Here is a 13,897-nt window from a genome sequence, read left to right on the forward strand (position 1 = left end):
ACCTGGATGATGGGCAGGTAGCACTCGAAGCTGCGCCAGCCGATCATCACCTCGTCGCCGTCCGCCGCGGTGATCTGAACCAACTGCTGACACAACGTGACCGAGCCGCTACCGACGGCGATGTGCTCGGGGGCGACGTCGGAACCCAGGTGCATGGCCAGCGCCGCCTTGAGGTCCACGCTGGCGTTGTCCGGGTAGCGGTTCACGACGGCGATGGCCCGCTCGATCGCCGCATGCACGCTGGGCAGCGGGCCGTAAACGGTCTCATTGCTGGCCAGTTTGATGGAGCCCGGCACGTTCTTGCCGGGCACATACACTGGCAGTCCGGCCAGTTCGGAGCGCAGGCGGGCGGTCACTTCGACAGTTTATGTCGCGGATGTGTACGCTATGGCCGGTTCGGCGAGACCGGAAAGGGGTCGGGTACCCTCAGAAAGTCCAAAAGGGAGGCGTGCCAGAGCGGCCGAATGGGGCTCACTGCTAATGAGTTGTCCCCCTCAAAGGGGACCGGAGGTTCAAATCCTCTCGCCTCCGCTGGGTCCTTTACCGGAACACGGAACCACAACTGAAGAACAAGCGCCCGTAGCTCAACGGATAGAGCATCTGACTACGGATCAGAAGGTTAGGGGTTCGAATCCCTTCGGGCGCGCTCACTTCTATATGGCGCAGGTCCCCGATCGATCAACGCAACGCGCGTCGCCGCGCGGGCGATGCCAGTAGCTCAGCCCGCGTCGTCGATGAGGCCCAGCGCCCGCTCGAATAGGTGCACGGTGGCGGCGTGCAATTGGTCGCCGACCTCCTTCTCCGCCTCTCCCGCGCAGGCCCGCGCCAGCGTCCCCTCGATCACGATCCCGAGCTTGAAGCAGGCCAGCACGGTGTACCAGGTGATGTGCGACAAGTCGCGGGCGGTGTTGGCGGCGTATCGCTGCAACAGCTCGTCGGTGCTGGCCAATCCGTCCTGCCCGCCCAGGGCGTGGCTGAACACGCTGGAACCGTCGGGCTGGCGCCAGGTGGCGAGCAGCCAGCCCAGGTCCAGCAGCGGATCGCCGATCGTGGACATCTCCCAGTCGACGATCGCGACCACCTCCGGCCCCGTGCGCGAGAACATCACGTTGGCCGCGTGGTAGTCGCCGTGCATGATGCCGGGCGTCCAGTGCGCCGGCCGGTGACGGTCCAACCAGCCCGACACCTCGGCGATCCCGGGGATCTGCGGCCCCGGATACCCGTCGTAGTCGTTGTAGGACTCCAGCTCGGAAAGCCAGCGCGGCACCTGGCGTTCCAAAAAGCCCTCCGGCTTGCCGAATTCGGCGAGGCCGACGGCGACATGGTCGACGGCACCGAGCTTGGCCAGCGCGTCGGCCATCGACAGGCCCATGCCGTGGCGCACCGTGGCGTCACCGGCATGCAACGGCGGCAGACTCTCGCCGGCGTTGAATCCGTCGACCGGGTCCATCAGGTAGAAGACCGCGTCGCCCAGCACCGCGGGGTCCTCGCAGGCGGCAATCAGGTGCGGATGGGGCACGTCGGAACCGGCCAGCGCGGCAAGGACTTTCGTCTCCCGCAGGATCACGCTGTTGCTACGCGGACGCAGGTGCCGCGGCCCGCGTCGCAGCACGTAGGGCCGGCCGGCCCTGCTGAACCGCAGCATGACGTTCTGCGTTCCGCCGGTGACGGCGGAAACGTCGTCCAGCGGGCCCTCGCCGAGCCCCTGGCCGGACATCCATTCCGCTACGGCTTCCAGATTCACCGAGTCTGTTTTCAGGTCCACTCATCGGCCCTTCGGGTGCGGCGTGTATCGGACGGTCTGCGCCGCGATCATGCCGTCGCGGAACACGAAGGTGTCGACACCGTCGTCGACCCGGTTGGCGGACGAATCGGCGGCCCATTCCAGGAACAGCACATCATTGTCGAGGAGCTGGGTCTTCAAGTCCCAGTTGGCATCCGGCAGATCGGCGAGCAGTTGCGCGAAGACGTCGCGGATGGCGTGCTTGCCGCGCGCGATGCCGGCGGGACTGATCAGCACGGAGTCCTCGGCGTAGTCGACGAGGATTTCGTCAAGGTCTCCGGCGGCCAGCGCCGTGCCGTGGTGGGCGAACACTTCCTGCGGCGTACGTGCCGTGGTGGGCGTCATAGCACTCCCTTGCAACCTGTGGACCGTCTGGGAAAAAGACTAGGGCAGGGGCGACGGACGGCATCCGGTGGCGGCGACTGGAAGAATAGTGTGCATAACTTACTTTCCGGAGGGGAGCTGGGGATGCCGCGGACCGACAACGATTCCTGGGAGATCACCCAGAGCGTGGGCGCCACCGCGCTCGGTGTTGCCGCCGCTCGTGCCGCGGAGACCGAGAGCGAGAACCCGCTGATCAGCGATCCGTTCGCGCGGGTGTTCGTCGATGCCGCGGGCCAGGGGATGTGGAGCATTTATGCCGATCCGGCGCTGCTGGCCAAGGCGGCCGATATCGAGCCGGATCTGCGGGCGCGGCTCCAGCTGATGGTCGACTTCATGGCTACCCGGACGGCGTTTTTCGACGAGTTCTTTCTGGGCGCGGCCGACGCCGGGGTGCGCCAGGTGGTGATTCTGGCGGCCGGACTGGACGCGCGCAGCTGGCGGCTACCGTGGCCCGACGGCACGGTCGTCTACGAGCTCGACCAGCCCAAGGTGCTGGAATTCAAATCCAACACCCTGCGTGAGCACGGTGCGAATCCGACCGCGCGCCTGGTCAACGTGCCGATCGATTTGCGCCAGGATTGGCCGAAGGCGTTGCAGGAAGCCGGGTTTGATGCTTCGCTGCCCGCGGTCTGGTCGGCTGAAGGACTCGTGCGCTACCTGCCGGCACAGGCCCAGGACTTGCTGTTCGAGCGGATAGATTCCCTGAGCGTCGAGGGCAGCTGGCTGGCGTCCAACGTGCCCGACGCGGGTTTCACCGACCCCGATCGGGTGCAGCGTCAGCGCGAGGACATGCGGCGCATGCGCGCCGCGGCCGCCGAACTGGTCAACGCCGAGATAACCGACTTCGACGACCTCTGGTACCCCGAGGAGCGCACACCCGTCGACGGCTGGCTGCGCGACCGCGGCTGGGATGTCGCGACCGCGACGTTCGCGGAGTTGATGGCCCGCTACGGCCGCCGGATCCCGCAGGGTGCGCAGGATTCGATGCCGCCCACCCTGTACGTGTCGGCGCAACGGCGAGCGGCGCGGCCCGAACGCTGAGACCAAAAGTGCCGCTGCCGATTTAGCGGCTCAGGCACGCTATTTCGGGTGGGGATGCCACCGGTTTGGGCGCCTCCTCGAATTAGCTGAGCTAATCCGGGGCGCACGGCTGGCCCCGGCCTGGACCAAGCGGGTCGCCGCCTGACCCGTTCGACCACCTCTGACGTGCCGGGACCTGCCGACAAGCGGTGCCGCATAACCCATTGCATGTTTAGACGTAAGTCGAATGGGTAATTTCACGTCCACGAGAAAAGTTCTTCTCGACCACATTGGAGGTCACATGCGTGGCAGCGGGATCATTGGAACGGTTGCGTTGGTGTGGTTGCTGATCGGAGTCTTCGCGGCGTGGCAACGCGACTACTTCAAAAATGACAACACCACATGCGCCTCCGCGGGCACGGTTGCGGTGACCGTGATCGCCGGACCCCTGAATTACTTCGGTGTCAATCCGAAAGTTACGGATTGTCATCTGCCGCAACCAAGTTCAATGCAATCGATCAACCTCTAACCCACTCCCGAAGGAAGTCGAAATGGTTATCTTAGGAATTGTCCTGCTTATTCTCGGGTATTTCTTCCACGTATCCGTGCTGATGACGCTAGGCATCGTGCTGCTGGTGATCGGCGCGATCCTCTGGATCCTTGGCTCGGTCGGCCGTCCCGTGGCCGGCAGGCGCTACTGGTATTAACGGCTCCTGCGCATAGCGTGATCGCGCGACTGCTCCGGCGGTCGCGCGTTCCGTTTCACAGGGCGCGCATAGGTTGGTCATAGGCTCGGCTCAGTCGGCGGCGGATACTGGAGGTTGTGACGCAGCCCCGAGCCTCGGTAGAGCGGGTTGTCATGTGCCGTGCGGACGGCAACCCCATCAACGTGCTGGTCGTCGACGACGAACCCGTCCTGGCCGAAATGGTGTCGATGGCGCTGCGGTATGAGGGCTGGAACATCTCCACCGCCGGGGATGGTGAATCGGCCATCGCGGCCGCCCGCAACCAGCGTCCGGATGTGGTCGTTCTCGATGTGATGCTGCCCGATATGAGCGGCCTCGACGTCCTGCACAAACTGCGTGAGGAGATCCCGCAGCTGCCGGTGCTGCTGCTGACGGCCAAGGACGCGGTCGAGGATCGCATCGCGGGCCTGACGGCCGGCGGCGACGATTACGTCACCAAACCCTTCAGCATCGAAGAGGTCGTGCTGCGCTTGCGGGCGCTGTTGCGGCGCACCGGGGTGACGACGGTGGACAGCGGCGCGCAGCTGGTGGTCGGGGATTTGGTCCTCGACGAGGACAGCCACGAGGTCACCCGCGCCGGTGAGCCGATCTCGTTGACGTCGACCGAATTTGAACTGCTGCGGTTCATGATGCGCAACTCCAAGCGGGTGCTGAGCAAGGCCCAAATCCTGGACAGGGTATGGAGTTACGACTTCGGCGGCCGGTCCAACATCGTCGAGCTCTACATTTCCTACCTGCGCAAGAAGATCGACAACGGTCGCGATCCGATGATCCACACGCTGCGCGGCGCGGGTTATGTCCTCAAGCCGGCCCGCTGACCCGCGGAGGGTCTGGTCCCTTCGGCTGCGGCTGCTGGTTGGACAGATCGTCGTCTTGGCAATCGTGTGCGTCGGTATCACCGCGGTGACCGAGCTGGCGCTGAACCATCACCTGGTGAAGCAGCTCGACGGTCAACTCGCCGGGACCTCGTTCCGTTCGGCGCTGATGTACCCCGAACCGGACCACCCGGGGTGGCACCACCACCACCAGCACTCCTACTCCCCGCGGCCGGGTCCCGGGCCGCGGTTCCTGGATGCCCCGGGTCAGCCGGCGGGCATCGTGGCCGCGGTGGTCAGCCGGGGCAAAACGGTTGACGCCGGCTACCTGACCAGCAGCGGCGCCCGGGACGACCTGACCCCGACCGCCCAGACCCAACTGGAACAGATCGCCGGCAACCGCGCGCCGGTCACGCTGAACCTCGACGGCCTTGGCCGGTACCGCGTCGTCGCGGCCCCCAGCCGGAATGGCAGCGACATGATCGTCACGGGCCTCTCGATGTCCAACGTCGACGCCACCCTGATCCGCATGCTGGTCACCTTCGGGATCGTCACGGCGGTCGCGCTGGCGGCCGCGACGATTGCCGGGGTCGTGATCATCAGGCGGGCCCTGGCACCGTTGCGCCGTGTCGCGCAGACCGCGGGCGAGGTCGCCGACTTGCCGTTGTCGCGCGGCGAGGTCGAACTACCTGTGCGCGTGCGCGAATCCGACGCGAACCCCTCCACCGAGGTGGGACAGCTCGGCGCCTCGCTCAACCGGATGCTCGACCACATCGCCGAGGCGCTTTCGGTGCGCCAGGCCAGCGAGACGCGCGTCCGCCAGTTCGTCGCCGACGCCAGTCACGAGCTGCGCACGCCCCTCGCCGCGATCCGCGGCTATACCGAACTGACCCAACGGATGGACCGGTATGGCGGGGACCGTGAGGCGGTGGCGCAGGCGATGAGCCGGGTGGCATCCGAGACCGAGCGGATGACGCGCCTGGTCGAGGATCTGCTGCTGTTGGCCCGCCTGGATTCCGGTCGGCCGCTGGAGCGCGAATCGGTAGATCTGTCACGGTTGGCGCTCGATGCGGTCAACGACGCTCACGTTGCGGGACCGGATCATCAGTGGGAGCTCGACCTGCCGGAAGAACCGGTGATCGTCACCGGTGACGCGGCGCGACTCCACCAGGTGCTGACGAATCTGCTCGCCAACGCCCGCGTCCACACCGGCGCAGGCACCGTTGTGACGACCCGGCTGAGCACCGAGCCCTCGCACACCGTGCTGCAGGTCATCGACAACGGACCCGGCATCCCGGTGGCGCTGCAATCGGAGGTCTTCGAACGGTTCGCCCGCGGCGATTCCTCGCGCTCGCGCAAGGGCGGCAGCACCGGGCTCGGCCTGGCGATCGTCTCGGCTGTGGTGAAGGCGCACAACGGGACAATCGCGGTGAACAGCTCGCCGGGCCACACCGAGTTCACGGTGCGGTTGCCACCCAACGGATGGCAACCGCCCGCATCGGCCTAGCTAGTGCAGGATTGCTGGCTTCCTCCCCGGGCCGTTCCGGCCCGCATCGTCACCTAGCTGGAGCAGGTCACATTGATTTCGAACGGCTTGTTCACCGGCTGCATCGGGTTGGCCATGTCGACCCCGGTGGCGGTGCCGCTGATCTTGTAGCTGTTGCCATCCTTGCTGGCGGTGGCGTTGCCCTGGCCGGTACCGGAGGTGTATCCGAGCGTCACGCCGTTGACGTTGCCCAGCCCAACGGATTTCACCTCTGGGGGGTTGCCGTCGCTGAGCACGGCGGCGATGCCGGTCGCTGCGCCACCGATCGCGATGTTGATGGTGCCACCCGCATTTGTGCACACGACCGAGCCGGTGACGTTCTGGTCCTTGCCGTCGATGGTGACCTTCGTGCCGGCCGCTCCGCCGGTGCTTGCCGACGCGCTGGTAGCCGAGCTACTCGCGGAACTGTTTGTAGCCGATTTATTACCACTCGAACATCCGGAAATGCCTGCGGCCAGAATTGCCGCTCCGGCCACCGCGACCGTCAGTTGACGCTTCACCTGTTCTCCTTTGCCCGATAGTTGCGGCCCTCGGCATTGAGGGCTGTCTGGGCAGTATGCGGGTTAACTGGACCGAGAATCCAGAACCCCGAGAAATTGTTGCTGTGTTCATTATTTAGTCGGTGAAATACCGCCGGAACGGCTTTCGCGGACTATCGCGTGAATGGCAAGGTACAAATGGTGGACCACAAGCCCCCCAGTCCCGTCATCGAATCCGCCCATCGCGAACTTCTCCTGCCATTTCAGGACGACGCGGATTTCCGCAGCGCCGATCGCGGATTCATTGCCGCCTTGTCGCCGTGCGTGATTCGAGCGGCCGACGGCCGAGTGGTGTGGGACAACGATGCCTACGCCTTCCTGGACGGCGCCGCCCCGACGTCGGTGCACCCCAGCCTGTGGCGGCAATCGGCGCTGGCCGCCAAACAGGGCCTCTACGAAGTGGTGCCGGGCATCTATCAAGTGCGTGGTTTCGACATCTCCAACGTGACCTTCGTGGAAACCGACACGGGCATCATCGTCATCGATCCCCTGGTGTCCACCGAAGTGGCCGCGGCGGCGCTGGCGCTGTATCGCGGGCAGCGCGGCGGCGATCGGCCCGTCGTCGCGGTGATCTACACCCACAGCCATGTCGATCACTTCGGCGGCGTACTGGGCGTCACCTCGCAGGCCGACGTGGATGCCGGCAGGGTGGCGGTGCTGGCACCGGAAGGCTTCATCGAGCATGCGGTGCAGGAAAACGTTTACGCCGGACCGGCAATGACCCGGCGGGCCACGTACATGTATGGCGCCCAGCTGCCGCGGGGGCCCCTGGATCAAGTTGGCTGCGGGCTCGGCCAGGCGACGTCCACCGGCGAGGTCGCCGTCATCGTCCCCACCATCGACATCGGTACCACCGGTGAAACACGCACGATCGACGGCGTGGAGATCGAGTTCCAGATGGCGCCCGGCACCGAGGCGCCCGCCGAGATGCATTTCTATTTCCCACGTTTCCGCGCGCTGTGCATGGCGGAGAACGCCACCCACAATCTGCACAACCTGCTGACCCTGCGCGGCGCGCTGGTGCGTGACCCGCACGCCTGGTCCGGTTACCTCACCGAGGCGATCGACACCTTCGCCGATCGCGCCGACGTGGTGTTCGCGTCCCACCACTGGCCGACCTGGGGACGTGACAGCATCGTCGAGTTCCTGTCGCTGCAGCGCGACATGTACGCGTACTTGCACGACCAGACGCTGCGATTGCTCAACCAGGGTTACACCGGCGTCGAGATTGCCGAAATGTTCCAGATGCCACCCGCACTCGAGCGTGCCTGGCACACCCACGGTTACTACGGTTCGGTGAGCCACAACGTCAAATCCATCTACCAGCGCTACATGGGCTGGTTCGACGGCAACCCGGCCCGGCTGTGGCCCCATCCTCCCGAGGCCCTCGCGTCCCGGTACGTCGAGGCGATGGGCGGCATCGACCGGGTCGTCGACGTCGCCAAGACCGCGTTCGACTCCGGTGATTTCCGTTGGGCCGCAACTCTCCTGGATCATGCGATCTTCACCGATAGCGGGCACGCCGGCGCCCGCGCGCTGTACTCCGACACGCTCGAGCAACTGGCCTACGGTGCCGAGAACGCGACCTGGCGCAATTTCTTCCTCAGCGGGGCGATGGAATTGCGCGACGGCAACTTCGGCACCGCGGGTCAGGTCGCCTCCCCCACCATGCTTTCCCAACTGACACCGGAGCAGATCTTCGACGGCCTGGCCATCCGGGTCAACGGCCCGCGCGGCTGGGATCACGACGTCGCCATCGATATCACCTTCACCGACACGGCGGTCAACTATCGACTCACCCTGCGCAACGGGGTGCTCGTCCACCGCAAGGCGGCACCCGATCCCACGACGGCGACCGTTACCGTCACACTGGCCGGCAAGATTCGGCTCCTCGCCCTGGTACTGGGTGATTTCGGCGCACCCGGACTGGAGCTCTCCGGTGACCGGGGCGCGTTGCAGGCCTTTCTCGATGTGCTCGACGCGCCGGACCCGAATTTCAACATCGTCACACCGTGAGAGCCGGGCGCCGTCACCCGACGTCGATCACCACCTTGCCCAGCACCTTGCGGTCGGCCACGTGCCGCAACGCGGCGGCGGTCTCCGACAGCGGGAACCGCGCGCCGATGTACGGCCGGACCGTGCCCGCGGCGAACATCTGCGACAACTCGTGCAGGTCACGCACGGCGTCATCGGGCCGGTCGGTCATGAAGGTGCGGATCTCCATGCCGCGCACACAGATGTCTTTGAGCAGCACGAGATTCAGCGGAATGGCCGGGATCGTGCCGGCCGCGTAGCCCAGGGTGACAAAGGTGCCGCCACGCGCGAGCCCGCGCAGCGCGGGCTCCGAATACGATCCGCCGACCGGGTCCAGGACCACGCGCGCGCTGTCGCCGGTGAGTTCACGGATCCGCGATTTCAGGTCCTCCCGGTCGTAATCGACGGTCGCCTCGGCGCCGCGCTGCCGGCACAGCTCGAGCTTTTCCGGACTCGACGCCGCGGCCAGCACCCGCGCCTTCATCGCCACCGCCAGATCGACCGCGGCCAGCCCCACGCCGCCCGCGGCGCCGAGTACGACGACCCAATCTCCTTCTGTGACGGCGGCCGTCGAGCGCAGCGCGTGATAGGCGGTGCGATAAGTCACGCCGAAGGCGGCGGCCGACGCGAAGTCGGCGTCGTCGGGCACGAGCTCCGCCTGGCTCGCGCCCAGGAGGGCCTGTTCGGCGAAGGCCCCGAAGGTGGTCCCGGATACCCGCTGTCCCGGACCGAACGGCGCGCCTTCGCCGGCGGCGATGACGTCACCGGCGATCTCGTTGCCGGGGATGAACGGCGGCGGGATTTTCACCTGGTACTTGCCGGCGATGAACAGCACGTCGGGGAAGTTGACCGCGGCCGCGCGCACCCGCACCAGCAGCTGGCCGGGCCCGGGAACGGGGTCGGGCACGTCGTCGATGACCAGGTCCTCGGGGGTTCCATAGGAACGACAGATCACCGCGCGCATCAACTGGCCCCCAGTCCACGTAAACAGAACCGCACGACGTGTGCGATGTCGTCGGGGCCGGGCTCCTCGGCCGAGCCCACGTAGCGGCGCAGGGTCGCCGCCGCGCAGCTGAACACCGCCTCGACATCTCGTTCGATGTCGCGACTGCCCAGCGCCGCAACGGGTTCGACGAGCAGCTCGCGAAGCGGCCGCATCATGTCCTGGTCGGCCGCGCGCCAACTCGTGCCGGCCGACATCTGTCCGGCCGCCGCTCGGGTCATGCTGATCAGATGCGGGTCCGCCACCTGCGCCAGCGTGCCCTCGATCCATCGCGCGATCTTGTCGTGCGGCTTGGATTCCTTGGCCATCTGGTGCTCGAGGTAGGACACGACGATGGCCACCCCGCGTTCCATGACGGCCAGGATGAGCTCGTCTTTGCCCGCGAAATAGCGGTAGAACGCCTTGTTCGACGAACCCGCCTCGGCGACGATGTCGCTGACCCGGGGCGGCTCGGGTGCCGCGCGTTCCATGACGCGCACCGCCGCGGTCAGAATGCGTTCGACCTCCTCGGTGGCCTCCCGCTGACGGTCATCCAGCGCGCGCTCGACCGCCGCGGTCACGCGGTCAGAGGTCAACGAGGTCACCGTATTTGGCCCGCGCCGCCGCGCGCCGCACGTCGAGCATCTCGCTGGGCCAGTCACCTTCCTCGGCCTCGTAGCCCTTGAGCAGCATCCGGGCCAGGTTGACCTTGTGCGCCTCGGTCGGCCCGTCGGCCAGGCCGAGCGCGATGCCGCCGAGCAACACGTTGACCAGCGGCAGCTGGTCGGTGAGCCCCAGCGCCCCGTGCACCTGAATCGCCCGCAGGGCAATCGATTTGAGCACCTGCGATGCCAGGATCTTGCAGGCGGCGATCTCCGCGCGGGCGGCGCGCTCGTCGCCGTTGTCGATCAGCCAGGCCGCGTGCAACACAGTCAGCCGGAACGGGATCAACTCGGTGTACGAATCGGCGACGAACTCCTGCACCAGTTGTTTGTCCGCCAGCAGGCTGCCCTGGGTGAAGCGGCTTTTCGCCCGCCGCGACATGATCTCCACTGCGCGCTGCGCCATCCCGATGGACCGCATCGCGTGATGCAGCCTCCCGCCGGCCAGCCGGGTCTGCAGTATCGGGAAGCCCTGACCGGGTGCGCCGAGCAGGGCGTCGGCGGACACTCGCACGTCGTTGTAGTGCACCAGGGAATGACCCGGCTCGTGCGGGTCGGCGCCGACCAGGTGGTGGTTGGCCTCCAGGACAAGCCCCTCGGTCCCGGCCGGGATCAAGAACGTCGACGCGCCGGTATGGACGGGCACGTCGGGATCGGTGATCGCGACGACGATGAAGAAGGAGGCGACGGAGGCGTTGGAGGAGAAGTACTTTCGGCCGGTGATCACCCAGTCATCACCGTCGCGAACAGCGCGGGTGGTGAACACCCGCGGGTCGGCGCCGCCCTGCGGTTCGGTCATCGAGAAGCACGAGAAGATCTCCCCGGACAGCAGCCCCGCCAGGTAGCGGTCCTTCTGTTGCGGGGTGCCGAAGCGGGCGATGATCTCGGCGTTGCCGGTGTCGGGTGCTTGCGTTCCGAACACGATCGGCGCCCAGGGGCTGCGGCCCAGGATCTCGTTGATCAACGTCAGCTTGACCGCGCCGAAGCCTTGCCCACCCAGTTCCGGGCCCAGATGTGGTGCCCACAAACCCTTGTCGCGAACCTGCTGTTTGAGCGGGTCGACGATCCGGCGCCGCTCGTCGTTCAGCGGCAGGAACTCGCAGCCTCCGAAGAGGACCTCCAGCGGTTCCACCTCGTCACGGACGAACCCGCGGATCCACTCGAGCTTCTCCTCGAACTCCGGCTCGGTTGAAAAGTCCCAGGACATTCGAACACTCCTCTCAGGGGATGCCGCCGTCGGCCCGCAGGATCGAGCCGGTGGTGAAGCTGGACGCATCGGACGCCAAGAACAGTGCTGCACCGACGATTTCACGCGGATCACCGGCACGCTGCAGCGAAAGATGGCCGAACATATTGCCGTTGGCCGCGTCCAAGTTCCACGCCTTGCTCACGTCGGTGAGAAACGGACCGGCCATCAGCGTGTTGACCCGCACCGTCGGTCCGAAGCCCTTCGCCAGCGCTTCGGTCATGGCGTTGAGCCCGGCCTTGGACGCGGCGTAGGGAATGATGTCCGGTGTCGGACGTAGCGATCCGGCCGTGCTCACGTTGATGATCGAGCCCCGGCCCGCCGCCAGCATGCGCTCACCCACCAACGCCGACAAGCGGAAGGGGCCCTTGAGGTTGAGGTTGACCACGGCGTCGAACAGTTTCTCGGTCACGTCGGTGAGCTTGCCGTACAGCGGCGACATGCCCGCGTTGTTGATCAGCGTGTCGACCTTGCCGAACCGCTCGTACGTCGCGTCGACCAAGCCGTCGAGTTGATCCCATCGCCCCACGTGCACCTGATACGGCAGGGCGGAACGCCCGGTCTCGGCCTCGATTTCCTTGGCGGTAAAGACGCAGTTGTCCATGTTGCGGCTGGCGATCACGACGTCCGCGCCGCAGCGGGCCGCGCCGAACGCCATCTCACGCCCCAGTCCGCGGCTGCCGCCGGTGATCAGGACGACCCGGTCGGTCAGATCGAAAAGCTGATCGGCATAACCCATTTCAGCGGCCTTTGGTTGTCAGTGACTGCGCGAGCTCGGCCGCGGTGGCGATGAGCTGAAGAATCATCGGCCCGAAGGCGTCCTTGATCTTGGGGTCGACTTTCCCGGTGCGCACGCCGGCGGCATACGTCTTCTCCAGCACGATGCCGAGCTTCCAGTTGGCCAACACCAGGTAGTAGTCGATGTTCTCGGTCGACAACCCGCTGACCGTTTCGTAGTGCTCCAACAGCTCGCTGCGCGTGGGCATACCGCGCATGTCGAGATAAAACCCGTCCTCGCGCGGCTTTTCGCCGTCATAACCGAGCAGGCACCAGGCCAGGTCCAGCAGCGGATCGCCGACGGTCGTCATCTCCCAGTCCACGATCGCGGCCAAGCGCGCCGGCTCCCCGTGCGCGAACATCACGTTGGCGAACTGATAGTCGCCGTGCATGATGCCGGCGCGGTAATGGGCCGGGCGGTTGCGGCGCAACCAGTCCGAGGCCTCGTCCAGGCCCGGCAGCTCGCGAACCTTGTAGGCATCGAGAAATGCCAGCCAGCGATCGACCTGGCGCTCGTGGAAGCCGTCGGGGCGACCGAAGCCTTCGAGCCCTTGTGCGCGCCAATCCACCCGGCCGAGTTTGGCGGCGCCCTCGACCAATTGGAACGCCAGACCGCGCCGGGCGGCGAAGTCGGTGTCGAACGGCGACGGCCACCCGCCGTCCATCGGGCTCCATCCGTCGATCGCCCGCATGACGTAGAACGGCATGCCGAGCACGCTGCCGGTGTCGTCGGCGGCGATCAGCGCCGCGTGCGGCACATCGGTGCCGGACAGCGCCCTTACCAGGCGGGTCTCGCGCAGCAGGCCGTCGATGCGCGCGGCGTCGGCCCGGGCGCCGGGCATCCGCAACACCATTCGCTGATCGCCGCGCTCCACCAGGTAGAGGGTGTTCTGCGAACCGCCCTTCAGCTGGGTCAGTTGCGGCCGTTCACCGTTACCAGGTGCGTCGTTCGCGTCCAGCCAACGGGCGAGGACGCCCGCGTCCAACCCCGATTTGGTGCTGTCAGTCACGTGCTCGACCATCCCGTACACCCCAATCTCCGGATGGAGAATAGCATTCTCCCGGCTGGGCGCGGCAAACACTTGGCGGCTCAGCCCGGCTTGCGGGCGCTCAGCAGGAACCCGGGCGCCATGAAGTGGCCCTCGTGGTCGTGTTCCAGATGTGCGAGCGAGCCATCCGATGACTCGTCGTTGCCGTAGATCTTGGCGACGCGAACGTCGTCGACGTGCCAGAGCGTCGAGACGGCGTCGTGCAACTCGGTTTCGGTGAAGCCCGGCGGGCCCGGCCGGTCCGGGTGGGCCCGGTCCAACGCCCCGGCGGCGAAGGCCAGGATGTACAGGGCGGCGCCGGGCGCGGCGGCCCG

15 protein-coding genes, 2 tRNA genes and 1 pseudogene are annotated in these 13,897 nt (G+C 66.5%); 8 read left to right on the forward strand and 10 right to left on the reverse strand.

The window, feature by feature from the left end:
* A partial coding sequence (locus Q0W90_RS18105) for an aminotransferase class I/II-fold pyridoxal phosphate-dependent enzyme (RefSeq protein WP_297775574.1) occupies positions 1-356 on the reverse strand: 356 nt, incomplete at its 3' end.
* 86 nt (positions 357-442) lie between these two features.
* On the opposite strand from Q0W90_RS18105, the gene Q0W90_RS18110 reads away from it, so the two are divergent.
* Both Q0W90_RS18110 and Q0W90_RS18115 read left to right on the forward strand, forming a co-directional pair.
* A tRNA-Ser gene (locus tag Q0W90_RS18110) sits at positions 443-531 on the forward strand.
* 42 nt (positions 532-573) lie between these two features.
* Positions 574-646, forward strand: a tRNA-Arg gene (locus tag Q0W90_RS18115).
* A gap of 72 nt (positions 647-718) precedes the next feature.
* Here Q0W90_RS18115 and Q0W90_RS18120 read toward each other — a convergent pair.
* The gene (locus Q0W90_RS18120) at positions 719-1,717 is read right to left on the reverse strand and encodes a phosphotransferase family protein (protein WP_297698641.1); all 999 of its coding nucleotides are present in this window, start codon (positions 1,715-1,717) and stop codon (positions 719-721) included.
* 48 nt (positions 1,718-1,765) lie between these two features.
* A complete protein-coding gene (locus Q0W90_RS18125) occupies positions 1,766-2,128 on the reverse strand; it encodes a nuclear transport factor 2 family protein (RefSeq protein ID WP_297595230.1) in 363 nt (120 codons plus the stop codon).
* Positions 2,129-2,251: 123 nt separating this feature from the next.
* Here Q0W90_RS18125 and Q0W90_RS18130 point away from each other — a divergent pair, with 123 nt between their 5' ends.
* The 5 genes from Q0W90_RS18130 (at position 2,252) to Q0W90_RS18150 (ending at position 6,255) form a co-directional block, all read left to right on the forward strand.
* Positions 2,252-3,208, forward strand: a complete 957-nt coding sequence (locus Q0W90_RS18130; protein ID WP_297775576.1) for a class I SAM-dependent methyltransferase — start codon at positions 2,252-2,254, stop codon at positions 3,206-3,208.
* A gap of 268 nt (positions 3,209-3,476) precedes the next feature.
* Positions 3,477-3,716 (forward strand): hypothetical protein, encoded by a 240-nt coding sequence (locus Q0W90_RS18135; RefSeq protein WP_297775584.1) that lies wholly within the window; start codon positions 3,477-3,479, stop codon positions 3,714-3,716.
* A 22-nt stretch (positions 3,717-3,738) separates the two neighbouring features.
* A complete protein-coding gene (locus tag Q0W90_RS18140) occupies positions 3,739-3,894 on the forward strand; it encodes a DUF6131 family protein (protein WP_297595228.1) in 156 nt (51 codons plus the stop codon).
* Positions 3,895-4,046: 152 nt separating this feature from the next.
* A complete protein-coding gene (tcrX, locus tag Q0W90_RS18145) occupies positions 4,047-4,751 on the forward strand; it encodes a two-component system response regulator TcrX (protein WP_297595260.1) in 705 nt (234 codons plus the stop codon).
* Positions 4,729-6,255, forward strand: a complete 1,527-nt coding sequence (locus Q0W90_RS18150; RefSeq protein WP_297595227.1) for a HAMP domain-containing sensor histidine kinase — start codon at positions 4,729-4,731, stop codon at positions 6,253-6,255. The genes tcrX and Q0W90_RS18150 overlap by 23 nt, the downstream gene beginning before the upstream one ends.
* Positions 6,256-6,308: 53 nt before the next feature.
* Here the strand turns inward: Q0W90_RS18150 and Q0W90_RS18155 are convergent, their stop codons facing one another.
* On the reverse strand, positions 6,309-6,794 hold the full coding sequence (locus Q0W90_RS18155) for a lipoprotein LpqH (protein ID WP_297595225.1): 486 nt from the start codon (positions 6,792-6,794) through the stop codon (positions 6,309-6,311).
* Between the two features lie 177 nt (positions 6,795-6,971).
* Here Q0W90_RS18155 and Q0W90_RS18160 point away from each other — a divergent pair, with 177 nt between their 5' ends.
* A complete protein-coding gene (locus tag Q0W90_RS18160; RefSeq protein WP_297698628.1) occupies positions 6,972-8,849 on the forward strand; it encodes an alkyl sulfatase dimerization domain-containing protein in 1,878 nt (625 codons plus the stop codon).
* A gap of 13 nt (positions 8,850-8,862) precedes the next feature.
* On the opposite strand, the gene Q0W90_RS18165 is transcribed toward Q0W90_RS18160, so the two are convergent.
* From Q0W90_RS18165 to Q0W90_RS18190, 6 genes and pseudogenes are all read right to left on the reverse strand, one after another.
* Positions 8,863-9,831, reverse strand: a complete 969-nt coding sequence (locus Q0W90_RS18165; protein ID WP_297595306.1) for an NADPH:quinone oxidoreductase family protein — start codon at positions 9,829-9,831, stop codon at positions 8,863-8,865.
* Positions 9,831-10,454 carry a TetR/AcrR family transcriptional regulator gene (locus Q0W90_RS18170; RefSeq protein WP_297595305.1) on the reverse strand — a complete coding sequence of 208 codons (624 nt, stop codon included), beginning with the start codon at positions 10,452-10,454 and terminating at the stop codon, positions 9,831-9,833. Before Q0W90_RS18170 ends, Q0W90_RS18165 begins: the two co-directional genes overlap by 1 nt.
* Positions 10,435-11,718: an acyl-CoA dehydrogenase family protein gene (locus tag Q0W90_RS18175; RefSeq protein ID WP_297698630.1), complete on the reverse strand. Its 1,284-nt coding sequence runs from the start codon at positions 11,716-11,718 to the stop codon at positions 10,435-10,437. The genes Q0W90_RS18170 and Q0W90_RS18175 overlap by 20 nt, the downstream gene beginning before the upstream one ends.
* Positions 11,719-11,731: 13 nt before the next feature.
* On the reverse strand, positions 11,732-12,496 hold the full coding sequence (locus tag Q0W90_RS18180) for an SDR family oxidoreductase (RefSeq protein ID WP_297595302.1): 765 nt from the start codon (positions 12,494-12,496) through the stop codon (positions 11,732-11,734).
* 1 nt (position 12,497) lies between these two features.
* Entirely contained in the window at positions 12,498-13,556 is a 1,059-nt protein-coding gene (locus tag Q0W90_RS18185; protein ID WP_297595301.1) for a phosphotransferase family protein, read from the reverse strand.
* A 68-nt stretch (positions 13,557-13,624) separates the two neighbouring features.
* Positions 13,625-13,897: pseudogene (locus Q0W90_RS18190) on the reverse strand (SAM-dependent methyltransferase); the annotation flags it as partial.

This window comes from Mycobacterium sp. (assembly GCF_025933915.1).
Lineage (GTDB): Bacteria > Actinomycetota > Actinomycetes > Mycobacteriales > Mycobacteriaceae > Mycobacterium.

What these genes read in the sequence shown, in the direction of transcription:
- Q0W90_RS18150 (WP_297595227.1), top strand. Translation starts at nt 4,729, where the DNA reads ATGTCCTCAAGCCGGCCCGCTGACCCGCGGAGGGTCTGGTCCCTTCGG.
- Q0W90_RS18120 (WP_297698641.1), bottom strand. Translation starts at nt 1,717, where the DNA reads ATGTCCGGCCAGGGGCTCGGCGAGGGCCCGCTGGACGACGTTTCCGCC.
- Q0W90_RS18175 (WP_297698630.1), bottom strand. Translation starts at nt 11,718, where the DNA reads ATGTCCTGGGACTTTTCAACCGAGCCGGAGTTCGAGGAGAAGCTCGAG.
- Q0W90_RS18125 (WP_297595230.1), bottom strand. Translation starts at nt 2,128, where the DNA reads ATGACGCCCACCACGGCACGTACGCCGCAGGAAGTGTTCGCCCACCAC.
- Q0W90_RS18165 (WP_297595306.1), bottom strand. Translation starts at nt 9,831, where the DNA reads ATGCGCGCGGTGATCTGTCGTTCCTATGGAACCCCCGAGGACCTGGTC.
- Q0W90_RS18140 (WP_297595228.1), top strand. Translation starts at nt 3,739, where the DNA reads ATGGTTATCTTAGGAATTGTCCTGCTTATTCTCGGGTATTTCTTCCAC.
- Q0W90_RS18130 (WP_297775576.1), top strand. Translation starts at nt 2,252, where the DNA reads ATGCCGCGGACCGACAACGATTCCTGGGAGATCACCCAGAGCGTGGGC.
- Q0W90_RS18185 (WP_297595301.1), bottom strand. Translation starts at nt 13,556, where the DNA reads ATGGTCGAGCACGTGACTGACAGCACCAAATCGGGGTTGGACGCGGGC.
- Q0W90_RS18160 (WP_297698628.1), top strand. Translation starts at nt 6,972, where the DNA reads ATGGTGGACCACAAGCCCCCCAGTCCCGTCATCGAATCCGCCCATCGC.
- tcrX (WP_297595260.1), top strand. Translation starts at nt 4,047, where the DNA reads ATGTGCCGTGCGGACGGCAACCCCATCAACGTGCTGGTCGTCGACGAC.
- Q0W90_RS18180 (WP_297595302.1), bottom strand. Translation starts at nt 12,496, where the DNA reads ATGGGTTATGCCGATCAGCTTTTCGATCTGACCGACCGGGTCGTCCTG.